Source organism: Cupriavidus taiwanensis, assembly GCF_900250115.1.
Lineage (GTDB): Bacteria > Pseudomonadota > Gammaproteobacteria > Burkholderiales > Burkholderiaceae > Cupriavidus > Cupriavidus taiwanensis_B.
In genome coordinates, this window is the sequence record NZ_LT984803.1 from 2236773 (window position 1) to 2258060 (window position 21288).

Annotated in this window: 22 protein-coding genes; 2 read left to right on the forward strand and 20 right to left on the reverse strand. The window is 66.2% G+C overall.

Going from position 1 to position 21288, the window contains the following annotated elements; translation table 11 throughout:
* Positions 1 to 71: 71 nt before the first annotated feature.
* Positions 72 to 2237, reverse strand: a complete 2166-nt coding sequence (gene uvrC / locus CBM2586_RS10555) for an excinuclease ABC subunit UvrC (protein ID WP_373424204.1) — start codon at positions 2235 to 2237, stop codon at positions 72 to 74.
* Between the two features lie 105 nt (positions 2238 to 2342).
* On the opposite strand from uvrC, the gene earP reads away from it, so the two are divergent.
* Entirely contained in the window at positions 2343 to 3506 is a 1164-nt protein-coding gene (gene earP / locus CBM2586_RS10560) for an elongation factor P maturation arginine rhamnosyltransferase EarP (RefSeq protein ID WP_115661693.1), read from the forward strand.
* Positions 3507 to 3711: 205 nt separating this feature from the next.
* Complete coding sequence (gene efp, locus CBM2586_RS10565; RefSeq protein WP_013957355.1) at positions 3712 to 4272, forward strand: elongation factor P; 561 nt, start codon at positions 3712 to 3714, stop codon at positions 4270 to 4272.
* 86 nt (positions 4273 to 4358) lie between these two features.
* Here the strand turns inward: efp and nagZ are convergent, their stop codons facing one another.
* The 19 genes from nagZ to fabD all read right to left on the reverse strand — a co-directional run bounded on the left by nagZ (position 4359) and on the right by fabD (position 21253).
* Complete coding sequence (nagZ, locus tag CBM2586_RS10570) at positions 4359 to 5408, reverse strand: beta-N-acetylhexosaminidase (RefSeq protein WP_115687447.1); 1050 nt, start codon at positions 5406 to 5408, stop codon at positions 4359 to 4361.
* A gap of 14 nt (positions 5409 to 5422) precedes the next feature.
* Positions 5423 to 5845, reverse strand: coding sequence for a holo-ACP synthase (gene acpS, locus CBM2586_RS10575; RefSeq protein ID WP_115661691.1), 423 nt, complete (start codon positions 5843 to 5845; stop codon positions 5423 to 5425).
* Positions 5842 to 6624, reverse strand: a complete 783-nt coding sequence (gene pdxJ / locus CBM2586_RS10580; protein ID WP_115687449.1) for a pyridoxine 5'-phosphate synthase — start codon at positions 6622 to 6624, stop codon at positions 5842 to 5844. Before pdxJ ends, acpS begins: the two co-directional genes overlap by 4 nt.
* 35 nt (positions 6625 to 6659) lie before the next feature.
* Positions 6660 to 7547: a DNA repair protein RecO gene (gene recO / locus CBM2586_RS10585; RefSeq protein ID WP_115661689.1), complete on the reverse strand. Its 888-nt coding sequence runs from the start codon at positions 7545 to 7547 to the stop codon at positions 6660 to 6662.
* Positions 7548 to 7601: 54 nt separating this feature from the next.
* On the reverse strand, positions 7602 to 8537 hold the full coding sequence (gene era / locus CBM2586_RS10590) for a GTPase Era (RefSeq protein ID WP_092309591.1): 936 nt from the start codon (positions 8535 to 8537) through the stop codon (positions 7602 to 7604).
* Positions 8534 to 9304, reverse strand: coding sequence for a ribonuclease III (gene rnc / locus CBM2586_RS10595; RefSeq protein WP_115661688.1), 771 nt, complete (start codon positions 9302 to 9304; stop codon positions 8534 to 8536). Before rnc ends, era begins: the two co-directional genes overlap by 4 nt.
* Before the next feature lies 1 nt (position 9305).
* Positions 9306 to 9701 carry a DUF4845 domain-containing protein gene (locus CBM2586_RS10600; protein WP_115661687.1) on the reverse strand — a complete coding sequence of 132 codons (396 nt, stop codon included), beginning with the start codon at positions 9699 to 9701 and terminating at the stop codon, positions 9306 to 9308.
* 46 nt (positions 9702 to 9747) lie between these two features.
* Positions 9748 to 10647, reverse strand: a complete 900-nt coding sequence (gene lepB / locus CBM2586_RS10605; RefSeq protein ID WP_115661686.1) for a signal peptidase I — start codon at positions 10645 to 10647, stop codon at positions 9748 to 9750.
* 98 nt (positions 10648 to 10745) lie between these two features.
* Positions 10746 to 12539, reverse strand: coding sequence for a translation elongation factor 4 (gene lepA, locus CBM2586_RS10610; protein ID WP_115687451.1), 1794 nt, complete (start codon positions 12537 to 12539; stop codon positions 10746 to 10748).
* A 196-nt stretch (positions 12540 to 12735) separates the two neighbouring features.
* Positions 12736 to 13029: a glutaredoxin family protein gene (locus CBM2586_RS10615; RefSeq protein ID WP_115687453.1), complete on the reverse strand. Its 294-nt coding sequence runs from the start codon at positions 13027 to 13029 to the stop codon at positions 12736 to 12738.
* Positions 13030 to 13035: 6 nt separating this feature from the next.
* Entirely contained in the window at positions 13036 to 14523 is a 1488-nt protein-coding gene (locus CBM2586_RS10620) for a DegQ family serine endoprotease (protein WP_115687455.1), read from the reverse strand.
* Positions 14524 to 14653: 130 nt separating this feature from the next.
* Positions 14654 to 15733, reverse strand: coding sequence for a MucB/RseB C-terminal domain-containing protein (locus CBM2586_RS10625; RefSeq protein ID WP_115688732.1), 1080 nt, complete (start codon positions 15731 to 15733; stop codon positions 14654 to 14656).
* An 8-nt stretch (positions 15734 to 15741) separates the two neighbouring features.
* Complete coding sequence (locus tag CBM2586_RS10630) at positions 15742 to 16371, reverse strand: sigma-E factor negative regulatory protein (RefSeq protein ID WP_115661683.1); 630 nt, start codon at positions 16369 to 16371, stop codon at positions 15742 to 15744.
* Positions 16372 to 16491: 120 nt separating this feature from the next.
* Positions 16492 to 17091, reverse strand: coding sequence for an RNA polymerase sigma factor RpoE (rpoE, locus tag CBM2586_RS10635; RefSeq protein WP_010814682.1), 600 nt, complete (start codon positions 17089 to 17091; stop codon positions 16492 to 16494).
* A gap of 56 nt (positions 17092 to 17147) precedes the next feature.
* Positions 17148 to 17744: a hypothetical protein gene (locus CBM2586_RS10640; protein WP_240987914.1), complete on the reverse strand. Its 597-nt coding sequence runs from the start codon at positions 17742 to 17744 to the stop codon at positions 17148 to 17150.
* Positions 17725 to 18957 carry a beta-ketoacyl-ACP synthase II gene (gene fabF, locus CBM2586_RS10645; RefSeq protein WP_115661682.1) on the reverse strand — a complete coding sequence of 411 codons (1233 nt, stop codon included), beginning with the start codon at positions 18955 to 18957 and terminating at the stop codon, positions 17725 to 17727. Before fabF ends, CBM2586_RS10640 begins: the two co-directional genes overlap by 20 nt.
* 191 nt (positions 18958 to 19148) lie before the next feature.
* The gene (gene acpP / locus CBM2586_RS10650; protein WP_008644813.1) at positions 19149 to 19388 is read right to left on the reverse strand and encodes an acyl carrier protein; all 240 of its coding nucleotides are present in this window, start codon (positions 19386 to 19388) and stop codon (positions 19149 to 19151) included.
* Positions 19389 to 19557: 169 nt separating this feature from the next.
* Positions 19558 to 20307, reverse strand: coding sequence for a 3-oxoacyl-ACP reductase FabG (gene fabG, locus CBM2586_RS10655; protein ID WP_115661681.1), 750 nt, complete (start codon positions 20305 to 20307; stop codon positions 19558 to 19560).
* 16 nt (positions 20308 to 20323) lie between these two features.
* Positions 20324 to 21253, reverse strand: coding sequence for an ACP S-malonyltransferase (gene fabD / locus CBM2586_RS10660; RefSeq protein WP_115661680.1), 930 nt, complete (start codon positions 21251 to 21253; stop codon positions 20324 to 20326).
* Positions 21254 to 21288 lie beyond the last annotated feature (35 nt).

The following is a 21288-nucleotide window of genomic DNA, read 5'->3' on the forward strand; positions in this document are numbered from 1 at the left end:
GGCCAATCGAGCATTTCCGGCGACCAGCGTGCCGGCCGCCGCCGGCCGCCGCCGGTCGCGGCGGACGCGGGTCAGTGCAACTGCCGGTAGATTTCCTCGGCAAGCCCGCGCGAAATGCCCTCGACGCTCGCCAGTTCGTCGATGCTCGCGGCCATCACGCCGCGCAGGCCGCCGAAGCGGGTCAACAGCTTCTGGCGCCGGCGCGCGCCGATGCCCTCGATCTCTTCCAGCCGCGAGGTGTTGCGTGTCTTGGCGCGGCGCGCGCGCATGCCGGTGATGGCGAAGCGGTGCGCCTCGTCACGGATCTGCGCCACCAGCATCAGCGCGGCACTGCCCTGGCCCAGTTCCAGCGCCGGGCGGCCATCGGCGAACACCAGCGTTTCCAGGCCGACCTTCCGGCCCTCCCCCTTGGCGACGCCGACCAGCAGGCCGATATCCAGCCCCAGCTCCTCGAACACCTGCCGCGCCACCTCGACCTGGCCCTTGCCGCCATCGATCAGCACGATCTGCGGCACCAGGGCCGCGGCCTCGCTGCCTTCGATGCCGCCGTCTTCCTGGATCTGCTCGACCAGCTTCTGGTAGCGCCGCGTCAGCACCTGCCGCATCGCCGCATAGTCATCACCCGGGATGATGTCCTGGATGTTATAGCGGCGGTATTCGCTGTTCTGCATGTCGTGGTGGTGGTACACCACGCACGACGCCTGCGTGGCCTCGCCGGCGGTATGGCTGATGTCGAAGCACTCGACACGCAGCAGCGCCAGGTCTTCCAGGTCCAGCCCGATGGTTTCCGCCAGCGCGCGCGTGCGCGCTTCCTGGCTGCCCTGCTCGGCCAGGCGGCGCGACAGCGCCAGCGCCGCGCCCTGCTGCGCCATCTCCAGCCAGATCTTGCGCTGGCCCTGCGGCTGGCGCACCAGCGTGACCTTGCGTCCGGCATGCAGCGCCAGCGCCTCGAGCACCGCGCCATCGTCCGGCACATGGCTGACCACGACGATGGGCGGCGCCGGCTGCTCCAGGTAGTGCTGCACCATGAACGCCGACAGCACGCGCGTGGCGATGCGGTCGACGGTCAGCGGCAGCGCCGCGTCCGCGCCGGCGGCCCCGTCGCTGCCATCCTCGGCACGCTCGTCGGCGTCCTCGACGATCATCGCCGCCTCGTCCGCATGCGCCGGGAAGTAGGCCTTGTCGCCCAGGTGGCGCCCGCCGCGCACCATCGCCAGGTTGACGCAGGCGCGGCCACCTTCGACCGCCACGGCCAGCACGTCGATGTCGCGCGCCTGGCCGCCCACCTCTTCCACCGCCTGGCGCTTGAGCACGGTCGACAGCGCCGCGATCTGGTCGCGCACCGCCGCTGCCTGCTCGAATTCAAGGCGCTCGGCGTGCTGCTCCATCTTGCCCTGGAGGCCTTCCAGCACCTCGCTCTGGCGGCCTTGCAGGAAGCGCGCCGCGTTGGCGACATCGCGCGCGTAATCGTCTTCGCTGATGGCGTTGACGCAAGGCCCGGTGCAGCGGTGGATCTGGTGCAGCAGGCACGGTCGCGTGCGGTTGTTGAAGACAGTGTCCTCACAGGTGCGCAGCTGGAACACCTTCTGCAGGATCTGCATGCTCTCGCGCACCGCGTAGGCGCTCGGGAACGGGCCGAAGTACTGGTGCTTGCGGTCGGTGGCACCGCGGTAGTACGCCATGCGCGGAAAGCGGTGCCCGGTCAGCTTCAGGAACGGGTACGACTTGTCGTCGCGGAACAGGATGTTGTAGCGCGGCGCCAGCGCCTTGATCAGGTTGTTCTCGAGCAGCAGCGCCTCGGCCTCGGTGCGCACCACCGTGGTCTCGATGCGCGCGATGCGCGACACCATCATCGCAATGCGCGGCGACAGCTGGGTCTTGTTGAAGTAGCTCGCCACCCGCTTCTTCAGGTCGCGCGCCTTGCCCACGTACAGCACGTTGCCGTTCGCGTCGAAATAGCGGTAGACGCCCGGCAGGCCGGGCAGGCGCGAGATGACCGGGCGGGCATCGAAGGGCTCGGCCGGAGCCTCGGCTGGAGTGCCGGCCGGCGCTTCAGCCGGCGCTTCAGCCGGCGCTTCAGCCGGCGTTTCGGCTGGCGCTTCAGCCGGCGTTTCGGCTGGCGTTTCAGCTGGCGTTGCAGCTGCCATTTCGGCTGGCGCAGCGGAAGGCATCTCGGCGTGCGTCGCGGCCGGTACCTCGCCGGCGGGCTTCTTGGAATCGGGTTGCTGGTCTGACATTTGGGGACGGTGACCGCGGCGGGCCGAGTGCGCGTCAGCGTCGCGCGGCCTCTAAAATCGCAAGTTTAGAGCAATTCAACCGGGCGCCCCGCCAACACATCTCTCATGCCTATCCGTTCCTGGGACATCTTCTGCACCGTGATCGACAACTTCGGCGACATCGGCGTCTGCTGGCGGCTGGCGCGCCAGCTGGCGCAGGAGCACGGACACGCGGTGCGGCTGTGGGTCGATGACCTGGCCAGCTTCGCCCGGCTGGCGCCGGAGCTGGACAGCGCGGCCGCGGTCCAGCACCTCGCCGGCGTGGAAATCCGCCCGTGGCATCCGTCTGCCGCGGCCGGCGAAGCCGACGGCACCGCCGGCGCCATGCCGCACGATGCCGTCATCGAAGCCTTCGCCTGCCACCTGCCGCCGGCGTTCCTCGACCGCATGGCGGCGCGCGCGCCCAAACCCGCGTGGATCAACCTGGAGTACCTGAGCGCCGAAGCGTGGGTGCGCGAGCATCATGCGATGCCGTCGCCCCACCCGCGCCTGCCGCTGGTCAAGCACTTCTTCTTTCCCGGCTTCGAGCCTGGCACGGGCGGCCTGCTGCGCGAGTCGATGCTGGGCGCGCAGCGCGCCTCCTTCCTCGACGGCGCGGCGGCGCAGGCGTCACTGTGGCACCGGCTGGGCGTGACGCCGCTGACCGACGCCCTGCGCGTGAGCCTGTTCGCCTACCGCAACCCCGCGCTGCCGGCGCTGCTGGAGCAATGGCGCGACGGCGCCGAGGCGGTCCATTGCCTGGCGCCCGCCGGCCTGGCGGCCAGCCAGGTGGCGGAGTGGCTCGGCGCACCGCTGGAGCCGGGCCGGCCGCTCGCACGGGGCAGCCTGTGCGTGCAGGCCATTCCGTTCGTGCGCCAGGAACACTATGACGAATTGCTGTGGGCCTGCGACCTCAATTTCGTGCGCGGCGAGGATTCGTTCGTGCGCGCGCAGTGGGCGGCGCGGCCGCTGGTCTGGCACATCTACCCGCAGGACGACGAAGCTCACCGGGTCAAGCTCGATGCCTGGCTGGAACGCTTCGCGCAGAGCGGCGTGGCGCCGGAAGCGGCCGCCGCGCTGGCCGATTTCTGGCACGCCTGGAACGGCTACGGCAACGCCCCCGACTGGCCGCGCCTGCGGGCGCAGTTGCCGGCACTTGCGGCGATGGCGCCGCGCTGGGAGCGGCGCTTGCAGCATCCCGGCGACCTCGCCGCCAACCTGGTGGCGTTTTGCGAAAATCAGGTAAAATAACGGGTTGATCCAAATGGCGACCGGGCCGGAGAACCAGGGTCTTGCCGGGCGTGGGCCACCACGCGATGGCAATGGCCTAAAGCAAGCTGGGCACGGGGTCGCGAGCGCGTGGATCCCGGCTCTCGCGGGCTTACCGCGGGCACGCCGGCAGCGCGCCTTCGCCATTCCAAATTCCTAGACTTTATTTTTCAGGAAATCAGTTCAGATGAAAATCGCACAGGAACTCCGCGTCGGTAACGTGTTCATGATCGGCGGCGATCCGATGGTCGTGCAGAAGGCCGAGTACAACAAGTCGGGCCGCAACGCCGCTGTGGTCAAGATGAAGTACAAGAACCTGCTGACGGAAGCACCGGGCGAGTCAGTGTTCAAGGCCGACGACAAGTTCGAAGTGGTGGTGCTCGAGCGCCGCGAATGCACCTACTCGTACTTCGCTGACCCGATGTACGTGTTCATGGACGCCGACTACAACCAGTACGAAGTCGAGAAGGACAGCATGGGTGACTCGCTGAACTACCTCGAGGACGGCATGAACGTTGAAGTCGTGTTCTACAACGACAAGGCCATCTCGGTCGAAATGCCGACCACGCTGGTCCGCGAGATCGTCTACACCGAGCCGGCCGTCAAGGGCGACACCTCGTCGGGCAAGGTGCTCAAGGGCGCCAAGATCAACACCGGCTTCGAGCTGCAGGTGCCGCTGTTCTGCAACATCGGCGACAAGATCGAAATCGACACCCGCACCGGCGAATACCGCAGCCGCGCCAACTAAGGCGCTGGCTTGCCCCGCGGCAGCGGGGCGATCAACAAGAAATGGCAGCCTTGGCTGCCATTTCTGTTTTGCAGACCCGGTGTCGTTCAGGCGATCAGGTCGTGTTCCTTCAGCGTGCGCAGCGCGGCGCGGTACTCGCCCTCCTGCTGCAGCTTGTTCCAGTCCTGCGGCTTGCGGCGCGCGAACAGCTTGCGGATGCGGCGCTGCGAGGCCTTGTCGATGCCCACATCGAGTTCGTCCAGCAACTGGTCGGCGCGGTCAGGATGGTTGCAGATCAGCACCATGTCGCAGCCCGCGCCAAGCGCGGCGCGCGCGGCCTCGGTGACGGTGCCGGCGACGCTGGCGCCTTCCATGCTCAGGTCGTCGCTGAAGATCACGCCCTCGAAGCCCAGCTGCGCGCGCAGCACGTCCTGCAGCCAGTAGCGCGAGAAGCCGGCGGGGCTGGGATCGACCTTGGGGTAGATCACGTGCGCCGGCATCACCGACGACAGCGACAGGCCCAGCCATTCATACGGGCGCGCGTCCTGTCCCAGGATCTGGTCCGGCGTGCGCTCGTCGACCGGGATCGCCACGTGCGAATCCGCCTCGACGTAGCCGTGGCCGGGAAAGTGCTTGCCGCAGTTGCTCATGCCGGCCAGCAGCAGGCCGTGGTTCAGGTGGCCCGCCAGCATCGACACCACGCGCGGGTCGGGGTGGAAGGCGCGGTCGCCGATCACGGCGCTGCGGCCGTAGTCGAGGTCCAGCACCGGGGTGAAGCTCAGGTCGATATCGCAGGCGCGCAGCTCCGCCGCCAGCACGTAGCCGCAGGCGACCGCCGCCTTGGTCGCGGCCAGCACGTCGCGTTCCCACAGTTGGCCCAGGCGGTGCATCGCCGGCAGGTGGGTAAAGCCGTCGGTCTTGCAGCGCTGCACGCGCCCGCCTTCATGGTCGATGCAGATCAGCACGTCGTCGCGCACCGCGCGGATCGCGCGCGTCAGCGCCAGGAGCTGCGCGCGCGACTCGAAATTGCGCGCGAACAGGATCACGCCGCCGGTGAGCGGATGCGCGATGCGGCGCGCGTCTTCCGCGTCGAGCTGCTTGCCGACGACATCGAGGACCACCGGGCCCGGCCGCTTGCCGGAGTTCTTCTTGGACATTTAAGGGGTTGGATTCACAAGGCTGTAGGTTGAGACGTTGCCGCGCCGCTGCGCTCGGCAATGGCGAAGGCGACTGCGTAATCATGTTCGTCACTGACACTGACCCGCACGACCAGCCCGCGTTCCGCCAGCCACGCAGCCAGTTCGCCATGGCACACCGCGGTGGGCTCGCCGGACGGCAGGTTCATCAGTTCCATCGCGCGCCACGTCATCGGCCAGCGCATGCCCAGGCCGATCGCCTTGGAGAACGCCTCCTTGGCGGCGAAGCGCGTCGCCAGAAACGCCAGGCCACGCTTTTCCGAACGCGCCTTGCGGGCATGGTACTTGGCCAGTTCGTCGGGGCCCAGCACCTTTTCGGCGAAACGGCCGTTGGTGCGCGTCATCACGCCCTGCACGCGGGCGATCTGGATGATGTCGGTGCCGATGCCGAAAATCACGCCGGGGTGCTCGCGACAGGATACTGCGTGCCCAGGCGCGCGGCCACCATGATCGCCTTCATCTCGCGCACCGCGTTCTCCCAGCCTGCGAAGACCGCGTGCGCGACGATGGCGTGGCCGATGTTCAGCTCCTTGATGCCCGGCAGCGCGGCAATCGGCTGCACGTTGGTGTAGTGCAGGCCGTGGCCGGCGTTGACCACGAGTCCGTGTCTCTGGCCGGCATCCGCACCATCAGCGATGCGGCGGAACTCGATCGCCTGCTCGTCAGGCGTATGCGCGTCGGCATAGCGGCCGGTATGCAGCTCGACCACGGGCGCGCCGCAAGCCGCGGCCGCGGCAATCTGGTCGGCGTCCGGATCGATGAACAGCGACACGCGGATGCCCGCACCGGCCAGCTGCGCGCATGCGGCCCTGACCTGCTCGAAGCGGCCGGCCACGTCCAGCCCGCCTTCGGTGGTCACCTCTTCGCGGCGCTCCGGCACCAGGCACACGTCCTGCGGGCGGATCTCGCAGGCGATGTCGAGCATCTCCTGCGTGATCGCGCATTCCAGGTTCATGCGCGTGGCCAGTTGCGAGCGCAGCGCGCGCACGTCGGCATCGCGGATATGGCGGCGGTCTTCGCGCAGGTGCAGCGTGATCAGGTCGGCGCCGGCCTGCTCCGCCAGCAGCGCGGCGCGAATGGGATCTGGGTACACCGTGCCGCGCGCGTTGCGCAGCGTGGCCACGTGGTCGATGTTGACGCCAAGGTCGATGACGCCCGGATTTGCGTGGAAGATCATGCGAGCAGGTGCAGGAGTAAGTCGGTTATTGTCGGTCACAGATACTGCAGGTCGATCAGTATCTGGCGGGTCTTCAGCGGCGCGCCTTGCAGATAATAATGCAGCAAGAAACGCATCAGCGTGCGGCTTTGCGCGGCGGTCTGTGCGCGGCTGTAGTCGTCCTGCGCCATGTCCAGCAGGGTCTGGCCCGACACCACCGGCCACGTCGACGGATCGCTCGCCTGGGCCCGGCGCACGCCGCGCTCGGGCTGGTAGACATAGTCGAGTCCCGGCAGCACCCGTTCGCCGGTGCTCAGGCACTGGTCGAACGCCACCGCGAAACCGGTTTCCTGCAGCAGCACGCGCTCGAAGCTGCGCAGCACCAGGCCGGCCGGCTCGCCATGCGCCAGCCGCGTCAGCGTCGACAGGTAATGTCGGAACAGCACCGGATGCGCGTCCTCGCGCGGGCAGAAGCGCATCAGCAGTTCGTTCAGGTAGAACGCCGACAACAGCGCATCGCCGGCCAGCGGCGGCATGCCGCCCACCCACTCGGCCTTGGTCAGGGTCTTGACCTCGCCGCGGCCGCTCCATGACACCGAGACCGGATGGAAGTGCTGCAGCACCGCGCGCAGCGCCGAATGCGGCCGCTTGGCGCCCTTGGCCACCATCGAGATGCGGCCGTAGTCGCGCGTGAACACGTCCAGGATCAGGCTGGTCTCGCGGTAGGGCCAGGCGTGCAGCACGAAGCCGGGCTGCTCGGCCACGCGCGACTCGGGCCGCGCCGGCACGATGCGCATGGCACGATCCATCATCGCGCGCGCGGCGGCGTCGGCCATGCCGGGCAGCGCGCCGCTGTCGAGCAGTTCGGCGGCCTCGTCGACCACGGGGTCGGCGCGCCGGGCCTTGGGTGCCGGCGCGCGCGCGATGTCAGCGGTCTTGCTCACGGGGCGCTCGCTGGGGGCTCGCTGTCGGATTGGGTGTGGGGATCGTTGCCCGGCTCACTCGTAGCCGTATGCGCGCAGGCCGGCTTCGTTGTCGGCCCAGCCGCTCTTCACCTTGATCCACATTTCCAGGTAGACCTTGCCGTCGAACAGCTTTTCCATGTCCAGGCGCGCCTCGGTCGAGATCTGCTTGAGCTTGCTGCCCTTGTTACCGATGATCATGGCCTTGTGCGCATCGCGCTCGACCAGGATGGTGGCGAAGACGCGGCGCAGGCGGCCTTCGGTCTCGAACTTGTCGATGATCACGGTGCTGGTGTACGGCAGCTCGTCGCCGGTCCAGCGGAACACCTTCTCGCGGATGATTTCCGAAGCCAGGAAGCGCTCGCTGCGGTCGGTCATGGCGTCGGCGTCGTACATCGGCTCGCCTTCCGGCAGGTAAGGCCGGATGATGTCGAACAGCCGCGCGATATGGTCGCGGGTCTTGGCCGACATCGGCACCACTTCGCGGAACGGGAACAGCTGCCCCATCTTTTCCAGGAAGGGCATCATCACTTCCGAGCGATTCTCGCCGATACGGTCGAGCTTGTTGGCCACCAGCAGCACCGGCGTGTTCTTCGGCAACAGCGACAGCACCTTCTCGTCGTCGGCGCCGTAGTAGCCGGCCTCGACCACGAACAGCACCAGGTCCACCGACGACAGCGTCGAGGTGACGGCGCGGTTCAGCGAACGGTTCAGCGCACTGGCGTGGCGGGTCTGGAAGCCCGGCGTGTCGACGAACACATACTGCGCATCATCGGTGGTCTGGATGCCGACGATGCGATGCCGCGTGGTCTGCGCCTTGCGCGAGGTGATGCTGATCTTCTGTCCGACCAGCGCGTTCATCAGCGTGGACTTGCCCACGTTGGGGCGGCCGACGATGGCCACGGTGCCGCAGCGGAACGCCGCGGCCGGGGTATCCGCCGCGTCTTGCTGCGGATGGGTAGATTCGGTCATTCCTTCAACCTGAGAGACAGCTGCGGGTCCTGCGGCTGGGGTTGCTTGCGGGTCTTGCCGGTACGCTCGGCGCGGCTGCGCTTGAGCAGCTGCGGCACCAGCTTCTGGACTTCATCGAGCGCCAGCTTGGCGGCGGCCTGCTCGGCGGCGCGCCGCGACGCGCCGGTGCCGAACACCCGGACTTCCAGTTTAGGCACGGTGCACTCGACTTCAAACTGCTGGCTGTGCGCGGCACCGTGTGTGGCTATTACGTTATATTGCGGCAGGGCGATCTTGTGGCCCTGCAGGTATTCCTGCAGCAGGGTCTTGGCGTCCTTGCCCAGCGTGCGCGGATCGACCTGCTCCAGGATCGGGATATAGAGCTTGCGGATCAGCGCCCGCGCGGCATCGAAGCCGGCGTCGAGGAACACCGCGCCGACGATGGCTTCGAGCGCATCGGCCAGGATCGACGGGCGGCGGAAGCCGCCGCTCTTCAGTTCGCCCTCGCCCAGGCGCAAGGTCTCGGACAATTGCAGCATCTGGGCAATTTCATAGAGCGCCTGCTGCTTGACCAGGTTGGCCCGCACCCGCGACAGGTCGCCCTCGTCGAGCTTGCCGAACATGCCATAGAGCATGTCGGCCACGGCGCAGTTGAGCACCGAGTCGCCGAGGAATTCGAGGCGTTCGTTGTGCTGGGCGCTGTGGCTGCGGTGCGTCAGCGCCTGTTGCAGCAATTCGGGCTTGCTGAATCGGTAGCCGAGTCGTTGCTGCAAGGCGTCGAGGTTCATATCAGTGCTGCGTTCCTGAATAGGTAATCAACAGGCTCAGGGGTCCGTAGACAGGCACCTCGGTGCGGTACGAGAAATCGACCGACCGGATGGTGCCGTTATCGTCTTCCCGGATCAGCAGGTCTTCGCCCTTGACCGCGGTAATCCGGTCGATGGCGGCCTGCTTTTCGAAGAATTCGACCACTTCACGCTTGTTGGCGGCACGCTGCTTGGCATAGCCAGCGGCGCGCTTGACCGAAAAATATTCCACCAGGCTCGGGATCGCACGGAGCGCGGGCAAGGCCACGCCGACCACGAACACCACGATCACCAGCAGCGTCCACACGGAAAATCCGCCGGCACCGCCCCGGCGCCCTGCCGGATGGTTTGCTGCCCCCACCTTCCCAAATCGACCCATCGCGCCTGCCCTCGTTTTGTTGAGTGTTCTTGCGCCGCGGAGATGCTCATTTAAACGATCCCACGCGTCCGAAATTGCCCAGGTTCATCCAGATCACGAACGCCTTGCCGACGATGTTCTGGTCCGGCACGAATCCCCAGTAACGGGAATCGAGGCTGTTGTCGCGGTTGTCACCCATGACGAAATAGTGACCTGCAGGTACCTTGCAAGTCACACCTTGTTGATTGTAGGTGCAGTTGTCCCGGTACGGAAAATCCGGATCCGCGCCGGCCACAAAAGCCGGCCGGTCGGCGTCGTTCAGGATGCCATGATCGACACCATCCGGGAGCTTTTCGCGGAAATGCCGCGAGTAGGCCAGGCGCTCCTCGTCGAGGAAGTCCGGCAGCGCGGTGTACTCGGCCGGCTTGCCGTTGATGGTCAAGCGCTTGTTGGCGTACCGCACCACATCGCCGGGCACGCCGATGACGCGCTTGATGTAGTCGAGCGACGGGTCCTTCGGGTAGCGGAACACCATCACGTCGCCTCGCTGCGGCTCGCCCATGTCCATGATCTTCTTGTTCACCACCGGCAGGCGGATGCCGTACTCGTACTTGTTGACGAGGATGAAGTCGCCGATCAGCAAGGTCGGGATCATCGAGCCGGACGGGATCTTGAACGGCTCGACCACGAACGAGCGCAGCACGAACACCGCCAGGATCACCGGGAAGAAACTGGCCGAATACTCCAGCCACCACGGTTGGCGCAGTTTTTCCTCGGCCAGGCGCTTGCGCGTGGCGTCGGCATCGGCCGTGCCGAAGCTGCCCTGCAGGCGGCCCTGCTGCGAATCGAACTCGGCCAGCGCGAGCCGCGCCGAAGAGCGGCGTTGCCGCTCGAACACGAGCTTGTCGGCCACCCACGCCACGCCCGTGATCACCACCAGCACAAAAAGGATCAGTGCAAAATTCATGACGGCTTCTGGTTCTTGGAAATCCTGGTACAGCCTGTTCTGTCACCACGCCGGCAAGGCTGCCGGGCGTGGCCCTGCCACTGCCCTGCCCGCGGCAATTACTTGTCGTCGACCTGCAGGATGGCCAGGAAGGCCTCTTGCGGAATCTCGACGGTGCCGACCTGCTTCATGCGCTTCTTGCCCGCCTTCTGCTTTTCCAGCAGCTTCTTCTTGCGCGAGATATCGCCGCCGTAGCACTTGGCCAGCACGTTCTTGCGCAGCGCCTTGACGTTTTCGCGGGCGATGATGTTGGAGCCGATCGCGGCCTGGATCGCCACGTCGTACATCTGGCGCGGAATGATCTCGCGCATCTTGGCCGCGACTTCGCGCCCGCGATATTGCGAATTGGATCGGTGCACGATCACCGACAGCGCATCGACCTTGTCGCTGTTGATCAGGATATCGACCTTGACCACGTCGGACGGGCGATATTCCTTGAACTCGTAGTCCATCGACGCGTAGCCGCGCGAGACCGACTTCAGGCGGTCGAAGAAATCGAGCACGATTTCCGCCATCGGGATTTCGTAGGTCAGCTGCACCTGCTTGCCGTGGTAGCTCATGTTGATCTGCGTGCCGCGCTTCTGCGTGCACAGCGTGATCACCGAGCCGACATATTCCTGCGGCATGTACAGGTTGACGGTGACGATCGGCTCCAGGATGGCGTCGATCTTGCTCGGGTCCGGCATCTTGGCCGGATTTTCCACGGTGACGGTGGAGCCGTCGCGCATCTGCACCTGGTAGACCACCGTCGGCGCGGTGGTGATCAGGTCCATGTCGAACTCGCGCTCCAGGCGCTCCTGCACGATCTCCATGTGCAGCAGGCCCAGGAAGCCGCAGCGGAAGCCGAAGCCCAGCGCCTGCGACACTTCGGGCTCGAACATCAGCGAGGCATCGTTGAGACGCAGCTTTTCCAGCGACTCGCGCAGTGCCTCGTACTGATTGGCTTCCACCGGATACAGGCCGGCGAACACCTGCGGCTTGACTTCCTTGAAGCCCGGCAGCGGCGCTTCGGCCTTGCGCTGCACGGTGGTGAGGGTATCGCCAACCTTGGCGGCCTTCAGTTCCTTGATGCCGGCAATGACAAAGCCCACCTGCCCAGCGGTCAGCGCGTCGCGCTGGATCGACTTGGGCGTGAACACGCCCACCTGCTCGACCAGGTGCTGCGCGCCGGTGGCCATCAGCAGCACCTTGTCCTTGGTGCGCAGCGTGCCGTTGACCACGCGCACCAGCATCACCACGCCGACGTAGCTGTCGAACCACGAGTCGATGATCAGCGCCTGCAGCGGTGCATCGGCATCGCCCTTGGGCGGAGGCACCTTGGCGATCAGCGCCTCGATCACGTCCTGCACGCCCTGGCCGGTCTTGGCCGAGCATGGCGTGGCATCCTGCGCGTCGATGCCGATGACATCCTCGATCTCCTGGATCGCGCTGTCCGGGTCCGCCTGCGGCAGGTCGATCTTGTTCAGCACCGGCACCACTTCCACGCCCAGCTCGATCGCGGTGTAGCAGTTGGCCACGGTCTGGGCCTCGACGCCCTGCGAGGCATCGACCACCAGCAGCGCGCCTTCGCAGGCGGACAGCGAGCGGCTGACTTCATAGCTGAAGTCGACGTGTCCGGGGGTGTCGATCAGGTTCAGGTTATAGACCTGGCCGTCGCGCGCCTTGTAGCTCAGCGCGGCGGTCTGCGCCTTGATGGTGATGCCGCGCTCTTTTTCGATATCCATCGAATCGAGAACCTGCGCTTCCATCTCCCGATCCGACAGCCCTCCACAAAGCTGAATGATCCGGTCGGCCAGGGTGGACTTCCCATGGTCGATGTGGGCAATGATCGAGAAATTACGGATATGGTCCATCTAGTGTTCAGGGAAGCGCCGGCTGAAAGCCCGGGCGGCAACAAGCAGTAAAGCGGCCCGTCGCCGCGCGCCGCAAGGCGGGCGCGGGCGTACCGCGGGTTCGGGGGTGCAATTTTTGCGCCAATCCGCAATTTTACCGGATTTTCAACGACTTCCGGGTCGTCATATGGTGGCGTGGCGCGCAGGCCGGCGGCGCTCAGCGGGCGGTGCGCGCCGCGCCATGTGCGGCAAGCCATACCCTCGTCCCCGCTTCATCAAGAAAATAGTGGCAAAGGGGCGCGGCCCCGGCCGGCAAGCCCGCCGGCGTGCCGGGCATCAGCACCGGGACCAGTTCGCCAAAGCGCGCCTCCAGCGCGGCATCGGCGTCGACATCGACTTCATGCAGGGTGAAAGAAAAATCGCGCCGGAGCGGCTCCAGCGCGACTTTCATGTCTTCGCAAAGGTGGCAGTACGCCCGGCCGTACAGCGTCAGCGCGGGCGTGGCGGCCATGGCGGATCAGCGCGCCGAGACGGCGCCCGGTCGCAGCGTCAGCACCTGGGTGGCATCGCCGCGCCGGACGAACACCGCGGCGATCCGGCTCTTGTCCAGGCCTCGCACCAGCTCGTTGAACTGGCGCGCGTTGGTCACGTCGGTGTCGCCCAGGCGCAGGATGATGTCGCCCGGACGAATGCCGGCACGCAACGCCGGGCCGTCGGCCACTTCGACCTCGACGCCGGACTTGAGCTTGAGCTCTTTCAGGCGCGCCTCGGGCAGGTCGCTGACCACCAGGCCCAGCGCATTGGGCTTGCCGGCCTGCGGCGCGCTGTCGTCCTTCGGCGTCGCGCCGCTGCGGGCGCGGGCCTTGCCGTCCGGCTCCAGCTCGGTGACGGTGATGCTGACCTCGCGGGTCGAGCCCTTGCGCCATAGCTGCAGCGGCACACGCGTGCCGGGCTTGGTCTCGCCGACCATGCGCGGCAGGTCCGAGGCGCGCTCGATGTCGCGGCCGTTGAACTTCAGGATGATGTCGCCCGCCTCGATGCCGGCCTTTTCGGCAGGACCACCCGGCTCGACGCTGCCGACCAGCGCACCGCGCGCACGGCCCAGGCCCAGTGAATCGGCGACTTCCTTGGTGACATCGCCGATCGCCACGGCAATGCGGCCGCGCGTCACGCGCCCGGAGGACTTGAGCTGCTCCGACACGCGCATGGCCTCGTCGATCGGGATCGCGAACGAGATCCCCATGTAGCCGCCGCTGCGGCTGTAGATCTGCGAGTTGATGCCGATCACTTCGCCGCGCAGGTTGATCAGAGGCCCGCCGGAGTTGCCCGGGTTGACCGCGACGTCGGTCTGGATGAACGGCAGGTAGTCGCCGGTATCGCGGCCCTTGGCCGAGACGATGCCGGCGGTCACGCTGTTGTCCAGCCCGAACGGCGAGCCGATCGCCAGCACCCACTCACCGGCGCGGACCTTGTTGGAATCACCCAGCGGCAGGCGCGGCAGCCCGCTGGCCTCGACCTTGAGCAGCGCCACGTCGGTGCGCTTGTCGGAGCCGATCAGCTTGGCCTTGAATTCGCGCTTGTCCGGCAGCGTCACGTAGATGGCCTCGGCGTCGGCGACCACGTGCGCGTTGGTCATCACATAGCCGTCCTGGCTGATGATGAAGCCCGAACCCACGCCGCGGCTCTGCTCTTCCTGCTGCGGCGGCTGACCGCGGCGCGGCGGGGTGCCGGGCGCCGGGGCGCCGGGCATCGGCACGCCGAAGAAGCGGCGGAAGAACTCGGCCATCTCGTCGTCGCCGCCCGGCCCGCCGCGCTGGCGCACCAGTTCGGTGGTGCGGATATTGACCACGGCGGGGCTGGCCTTCTCCACCAGGTCAGTGAAGTCGGGCAGGTTGTAATTGGAGGCAGCGGCCTGGGCGTGGCTGACTTCGGCAACGGTCGGGCCGAGCAGCATCATGGCAGCCATGACCACGGCCCGCGCCAGGGCTGGAGATCTGAACATCATCGACAACTCCCGGGATTCAGCGAAAAGAAGAAAAACCGACTGGACGTGATCCCGTGGCGGGGACCCCCTGCGCAGGTTTCATGGAGCCAGCCCCGGACGAAATCCGGGCGCCGGCTGCACCGGCTCACGCTCAGTGTACCGTCTTGGGCGGACGGTATTCTACGGCCGTCGCAAACTGGCGCACGGTGCTCGCCGGCACCTCGCCCACCACGGTGATCCAGAAATCGGCAACCCGGCGCACCACAACCTGGGTCGCGCCGAGCGCGGCCACGCCTTCGCGGCGCACACGTTGCTCGGAAACCGGCTCAATGAAGACCGACAGGCCGGTCAGCCCGTCGCTGTAGACGACCTGCAGCACTTCGAACACCTGCCCGCGGGCATTGCCCGGGGGAGGCGCGCGCAGCTCGCCGAGCGGGCGGCGAACTTCGCGGATCTTCTGAAAGCCCTTGAGCGGCACCGCGATCGACCAGCCCTCGTCGGCGATGTTGGTGGGCTGGTAGGTCACCTCATAGTGGTTCCAGTTGCTGGAATTCTTGATCGCGCCAAGGATGCGCTGCTTCTCGGACGGCACGCCGATCTGCACCTGGGAGAACGCCACCTGCTCCAGCACCTTGCCGCCGTCGCCGATGGTCTGCGCGCGCATCAGCAGGCCGGAGTTCTTCTCCGCCCACAGGCGTACCGCGTAGCGCGCGGCATCATGCGGCTCCAGCGCAAAGACCTCGCACTCCATGCCGGCCACGCGCTCGGCGGACATCTTGCGCATGTCGTACAGGTCCAGCACATCGTTCTTGTTGGTGGCTAGCAGCGCCGGGAAGCGGTCCTTGGCTTCCTGCTTCTCCACCACCACCAGCTTGGCTTCGGGAATCAGGCTGTGCACCACGTCGTTCTGCCGCAGCACTTCGCGCGGCTTGCCGTCGAGGGTTTCCAGCCGCTCGTATTCGTTGTGGACGAGATCGCTGTAATGCTGGATCCGCGAGGCGTGCATGACGCTGCCGCGCTGATAGATCAGCGTGCCGACATAGTTCTCGCGCTGGGCGGCTTTGTGGATCTTGTTGAGCCAGACAGTGGCGTCGCGTCGGTTCAGCGTATTGTCCGCGGGCTGAGCGGTGGCCGCTGCAGCGCTCAGACACAAGGCCAGAAAAAAGGACCTACGCAGGGCCCTAATTCTCTGCGCGCCCGCTACATGGGCGGACGAACCTCCTTTATGCATGTCCGGCATTATTCCTGCGTATTTTCCTGAGTGAAGTTTGCACCGTTGGCAACCGTGCGCATGGTCGGCACGAAAGCATCCGTTGCCACTGAAGTGCGATGCGCACGCAGGTATTCGTCCAGGCGCGGGTCGCGGATCATCTGCGGCGCGTCCGCGGCCACCGTGACGATGCCGGCGGCCTGGCCGGCGGCCGGCTGCTCGGCCCGGGCTACCACGGCGTCAGGCGCTCCGACCGTGGCCGGGCCGCGCATCTGCGGCACCACCACCCAGCTGACCGCGGCCACGGCCGCGGCGATCGCGGTGCCCGGCATCACGCGGCGCACCCACGACGGCCTGACCAGCAGGCGATGGCGGGCGCTGGCCTGCGCCACCGCCGGCACCAGCACGTGCGGCTCGGCTTCCAGGCGCGCGGAGAAACGCGAGAGGAAATCGGCGGTTGAGCCCGCCTGCGTCAGGTCTTCGGAACGCAGCGAGTCACCGATCAACTGGTAGGTGGTCCAGTCGGAAATGCCGGCCTGGCTTTTCGCGAGATCCAGCACGGCATCGACTTCGTGCGGCGCCAGTTCGCCATCCATCAATACGGAGATCTGCTCCGCTGCTTCCACTACATGAACCGACTGCTTATGAGCCTGACCCATTTCCCACCCCAAGACATTCCATTGAACACCGATAATCCCGTTACTGCTGTCGCTTATCGATGCAGGAATAGGCTGCAACGCTGGCCGCACGACATTCTTCTCTACCACCTGGACCGCCACTCACCACCGCTTGCCCTCTGCCGTTCCCAGCAGCGGACGCAACTTCTCGGCAATCGCCTCACGCGCGCGGAAGATCCGCGAGCGCACCGTGCCGATCGGGCATCCCATCGCTTCGGCGATTTCCTCATAGCTGAGGCCCTCGATCTCGCGCAGCGTGATGGCGGTCCGCAATTCTTCCGGAAGTGCTTCCATGGCGCGGTTCACCGTCTCGGCGACTTGCCGCGTGTGAAGCATCGACTCCGGCGTATTGATATCCCTTAGTTGCTCACCGTCCGCAAAAGTTTCAGCCTCTTCCGCATCGATGTCACTGGACGCTTCCGGGCGCCGGCCCTGGGTGGCCAGGTAGTTCTTGGCGGTGTTGACGGCGATCCGGTACAGCCACGTGTAGAAGGCCGACTCCCCGCGGAACTGGGGCAAGGCGCGATATGCCTTGATGAAGGCATCCTGCGCCACATCCTCGACTTCGGCGGGATCCCTGACCAGGCGCGAAATCAGGCGAATGATCTTCCGATGGTATTTGGTCACCAGAAGTTCAAAGGCCCGCTTGTCGCCCTGCTGGACGCGTTCAACTAGGAGCTGATCGGCTTCGCGTTCGCTCACGTATGGCTCACCTGCAGTGTATCTCTTGGTTCGGTCGTCACGACAAACGTTGTATTTTACCTACGATTCTCAGCCCGCCCGGTGAAGCAACGCGCATCCTGTGACCGCAAGCTAACAAAATCGTTCCCTATGCTGGTATCAGGTTGCACCCGAAGTGCAACTCGCGCGGACCGTTGCAGCCATCGCGCCAGTTCGGCACCGGCTGCCTGCCAGGGGAGAAGAATGACGCCGGGCATCGCACGGCCAGCGGGAGCAAGGCACACCACCGTGGCGCCTCCGATCTGCCAGCACTGCTGCACGATAGCCTCGAGCCGCGCACCACCTGGCGCTTCCAGCCAGATACGCGGGGGTCCGTCGGCGTCGGCGTCCTGCACGGCCGTACAGGTCCAGCGCAGGCCCCGCCACCATGCCGGCCATGCCCGGAGTGTCGCCCCGGCGGCCAGCGCGAGGCCAATGCCCGCGGCGAGGTGCCACCACAGGAATCCGGCCTGGCTGCCCGCGATGGCGTCGGCCAGCGTCCGCGCCAGCAGCGCGAGCGCCAGCAATTCGCCGGCACAAAACACGAACAGGGCCCACCCCAGAGGGCGGACCCTGCCATGGCGCAGCCCGATGAGGGCCCGCCTCAACCACGGATCAGGCGCGGCGGAAAACAAGCGTGCCGTTGGTGCCGCCGAAACCGAAGTTGTTCTTCACCGCTACGTCGATCTTCATCTCGCGCGCCGTGTTGGCTACGTAGTCCAGGTCGCACTCGGGATCCTGGTTGTCGAGGTTGATCGTCGGCGGCGAGACCTGGTGGTGCAGCGCCAGCACGGTGAAGACCGATTCCAGGCCACCGGCGCCGCCCAGCAGGTGGCCGGTCATCGACTTGGTCGAGTTCACCACCATCTTGTACGCCTGGTCGCCAAATGCGGCCTTGATCGCATCGGACTCGTTCTTGTCGCCCAGCGGCGTGGAGGTGCCGTGCGCGTTCAGGTAGTGCACCTGGTCAGTATTGATGCCGGCATCCTTGAGCGCATTGACCATGCAGCGGCGCGGGCCGTCCATGTTCGGTGCGGTCATGTGGTAGGCGTCGCCGCTCATGCCGAAGCCGATCAGCTCGGCATAGATGCGGGCACCGCGCGCCTTGGCCGACTCGTACTCTTCCAGCATCATCACGCCGGAGCCCTCGCCCAGCACGAAGCCGTCGCGGTCCTTGTCCCACGGGCGCGAGGCCGCTGCGGGATCATCGTTGCGCGTCGACAGAGCGCGCGCCGCCGCGAAGCCACCGATGCCCAGCGGCGACACGGTCGATTCGGCGCCGCCCGCCAGCATGGCGTCGGCATCGCCGGCCTGGATCAGGCGGGCAGCCAGGCCAATGCTGTGCAGGCCGGTGGTGCACGCCGTCACGGCCGCAAGGTTCGGGCCCTTGATGCCGTGGATGATCGACAGGTGGCCGGCGATCATGTTGATGATCGAGCCAGGCACGAAGAACGGCGAAATCCGGCGGGGACCACGCTCGCTCAGCACAGCATGGGTGTCCTCGATCATCGGCAGGCCGCCGATGCCCGAGCCGACCAGCACGCCGATGCGCTCGGCATTGGCCTCGGTCACTTCGAGGCCGCTGTCCTTGAGCGCTTGCGTCCCGGCCGCGATGCCGTAATGGATAAACGTATCCATGTTGCGGGCTTCCTTGGCCGGGATGTAGTCCTCGGCATTGAAACCCTTGACCTCGCCGGCGAAGTGCACGGACAGCGCGGAGTGATCGAATTTGGTGATGGTGGCGATGCCGGACTTGCCGGCTACCAGGTTGGCCCAGCCTTCGGCAACCGTGTTTCCGACCGGAGACACAAGGCCAAGCCCAGTGACGACGACGCGACGACGGCTCACTATGTTTTCCTACGGGTGCGTGAAACGGGAACGGAACGCGGAGTTAGCCGCCGCCGGGCCCAGCGGGCCGCGCGGCGAAGCTCATTCCATTCTGCTTCTTCGAACAGACGAAAGCCACAGAAAACAGCAAGGCGCAGCCGCAACGGCCCGCCCACCTGCCTTCTGTGGCTCGGAATGCAGAGACGACGGGCTTAGGCCTTGACGTGCGCGGTGGCGTAGTCGATAGCCTGTTGCACGGTCGTGATCTTTTCGGCTTCCTCATCAGGAATTTCCATGCCGAATTCATCTTCCAACGCCATCACGAGTTCAACCGTGTCCAGCGAGTCCGCACCGAGATCGTTCACGAACGAAGATTCGTTCTTGATGTCTGCCTCGGCCACGCCAAGCTGTTCTGCCACGATTTTCTTGACGCGTTGTTCGATATTGTCCATGTAACCCTCCAGGGAAGTTCGACAAAAAGTGGGCGCATTTTAGCAGGTTTGGCACAACAGAAATGCTGCCTGCCAAGCTTTGCAAGAATCGCGCCCGATTGGCTCGGAAAACTACGACTTCCGGCAGCTTCTTCCGGCTTCTTGGCCGAAAAATCACGCCGGACAACCATTAATTCATGTACATCCCGCCGTTCACATGCAGGGTGGTGCCGGTGATGTAGGCGGCTTGCGGACCGGCCAGGAAAGCGACCGCATTGGCGATATCCTCGGGCTGCCCCAGGCGGCCCAGCGGGATCTGCGTCTTGAGCGAAGCATGCTGCTCTTCCGACAGCGCCTTGGTCATGTCGGTATCGATAAATCCCGGCGCGACACAGTTGACGGTCACGTTGCGGCTGCCGATCTCGGCGGCCAGCGAGCGGGTCATGCCGGCCACGCCTGCCTTGGCCGCGGAGTAGTTCATCTGGCCGGGATTGCCGACCGAGCCCACCACCGAGGTGATGTTGATGATGCGGCCCTGGCGCGCCTTCATCATGGGGCGCAGTACCGCGCGCGACAGGCGGAACACCGAAGTCAGGTTGGTCTGGATCACCGCCAGCCAGTCCTCGTCCTTCATGCGCATCGCCAGCTGGTCCTGCGTGATGCCGGCATTGTTGACCAGCACGCCGATGCCGCCATGGCTCTTGACGATCTCGTCGATGAGCGCGTCGCAGGCAGCGGCGTCGTTGACGTTGAGCACGGCACCCCTGCCCTTCAGGCCTTCGGCGCCGAGGTAGTCGGTGATGCCGGCCGCGCCGGCTTCGCTGGTGGCGGTGCCGATCACGGTGGCGCCCTGCCGGGCCAGTTCCAGCGCGATGGCGCGGCCGATGCCACGCGAGGCGCCGGTGACCAGCGCAACCTGGTTGTCGAGAAGTTTGGTCATGCGGTTGTCCTGTTGCTTACTTGAGCAAAGCCAGCGTGTCCTGCAGCGAGGCCGGATCGAAGATCGCGCCGCCGCTCAGGTTGCCGTCGATGCGCTTGGTCATGCCGGCCAGCACCTTGCCCGGACCGCATTCGATCACGTGGGTGATGCCCTCGGCGGCCATCTTCTGCACGCACTCGACCCACCTCACCGGCGCGGCGGCCTGGCGCACCAGCGCATCCTTGATCGACTCCGGATCGTTGACGATGGCGACGTCGACGTTGTTCACCAGCGGAATCGACGGCGCCGCAAAAGCCAGGGCGGCCATGCGCTCGCGCAGGCGGTCGGAAGCCGGCTTGAGCAGCGACGAGTGAAACGGCGCCGACACCGGCAGCGGCAGCGCGCGCTTGGCGCCCTTGGCCTTGGCGATCTCGCAGGCCTTTTCGACCGCGCCCTTGTGGCCGGCGATCACTACCTGCGACGGGGCATTGAAGTTGACGGCCTCGACCACACCCGCGGCCGACGCTTCAGCGCATGCGTCGCGCACGTCGTCATCCGACAGGCCCAGGATCGCGGCCATGCCGCCCTCGCCCACCGGCACGGCTTCCTGCATGGCCTGCGCGCGGAAACGCACCAGCGGCACGGCGTCGGCAAACGGGATCACGCCGGCGGCCACCAGCGCGGAATACTCGCCCAGGCTATGGCCGGCCACCAGCGCCGGCGCCGGGCCACCGGCATCGAGCCAGGCACGGTAGATCGCCACGGCGGCGGTCAGCATCACCGGCTGCGTATTGGTGGTCAGGTTCAGCTCTTCGGCAGGGCCTTCGGCGATCAGGCGACCGAGATCCTGGCCGAGCGCGGCCGAGGCTTCGGCCACGGTGGCGCGCACCACGGCGTTGTCGGCGAAGGCATTGAGCATGCCGACCGACTGTGAACCCTGGCCGGGAAATACGAAAGCGAATTTCATCGGATGGAAACCCTAACAAGAAATCGGGGGGCCGG

What these genes read in the sequence shown, in the direction of transcription:
- CBM2586_RS10625 (WP_115688732.1), bottom strand. Translation starts at nt 15,733, where the DNA reads ATGCATAAAGGAGGTTCGTCCGCCCATGTAGCGGGCGCGCAGAGAATT.
- nagZ (WP_115687447.1), bottom strand. Translation starts at nt 5,408, where the DNA reads ATGTCCAAGAAGAACTCCGGCAAGCGGCCGGGCCCGGTGGTCCTCGAT.
- CBM2586_RS10630 (WP_115661683.1), bottom strand. Translation starts at nt 16,371, where the DNA reads ATGGGTCAGGCTCATAAGCAGTCGGTTCATGTAGTGGAAGCAGCGGAG.
- rnc (WP_115661688.1), bottom strand. Translation starts at nt 9,304, where the DNA reads ATGAACCTCGACGCCTTGCAGCAACGACTCGGCTACCGATTCAGCAAG.
- lepA (WP_115687451.1), bottom strand. Translation starts at nt 12,539, where the DNA reads ATGGACCATATCCGTAATTTCTCGATCATTGCCCACATCGACCATGGG.
- efp (WP_013957355.1), top strand. Translation starts at nt 3,712, where the DNA reads ATGAAAATCGCACAGGAACTCCGCGTCGGTAACGTGTTCATGATCGGC.
- acpP (WP_008644813.1), bottom strand. Translation starts at nt 19,388, where the DNA reads ATGGACAATATCGAACAACGCGTCAAGAAAATCGTGGCAGAACAGCTT.
- CBM2586_RS10620 (WP_115687455.1), bottom strand. Translation starts at nt 14,523, where the DNA reads ATGATGTTCAGATCTCCAGCCCTGGCGCGGGCCGTGGTCATGGCTGCC.
- lepB (WP_115661686.1), bottom strand. Translation starts at nt 10,647, where the DNA reads ATGAATTTTGCACTGATCCTTTTTGTGCTGGTGGTGATCACGGGCGTG.
- fabG (WP_115661681.1), bottom strand. Translation starts at nt 20,307, where the DNA reads ATGACCAAACTTCTCGACAACCAGGTTGCGCTGGTCACCGGCGCCTCG.
- CBM2586_RS10615 (WP_115687453.1), bottom strand. Translation starts at nt 13,029, where the DNA reads ATGGCCGCCACGCCCGCGCTGACGCTGTACGGCCGGGCGTACTGCCAC.
- pdxJ (WP_115687449.1), bottom strand. Translation starts at nt 6,624, where the DNA reads ATGATCTTCCACGCAAATCCGGGCGTCATCGACCTTGGCGTCAACATC.
- uvrC (WP_373424204.1), bottom strand. Translation starts at nt 2,237, where the DNA reads ATGTCAGACCAGCAACCCGATTCCAAGAAGCCCGCCGGCGAGGTACCG.
- CBM2586_RS10600 (WP_115661687.1), bottom strand. Translation starts at nt 9,701, where the DNA reads ATGGGTCGATTTGGGAAGGTGGGGGCAGCAAACCATCCGGCAGGGCGC.
- fabD (WP_115661680.1), bottom strand. Translation starts at nt 21,253, where the DNA reads ATGAAATTCGCTTTCGTATTTCCCGGCCAGGGTTCACAGTCGGTCGGC.
- era (WP_092309591.1), bottom strand. Translation starts at nt 8,537, where the DNA reads ATGACCGAATCTACCCATCCGCAGCAAGACGCGGCGGATACCCCGGCC.
- earP (WP_115661693.1), top strand. Translation starts at nt 2,343, where the DNA reads ATGCCTATCCGTTCCTGGGACATCTTCTGCACCGTGATCGACAACTTC.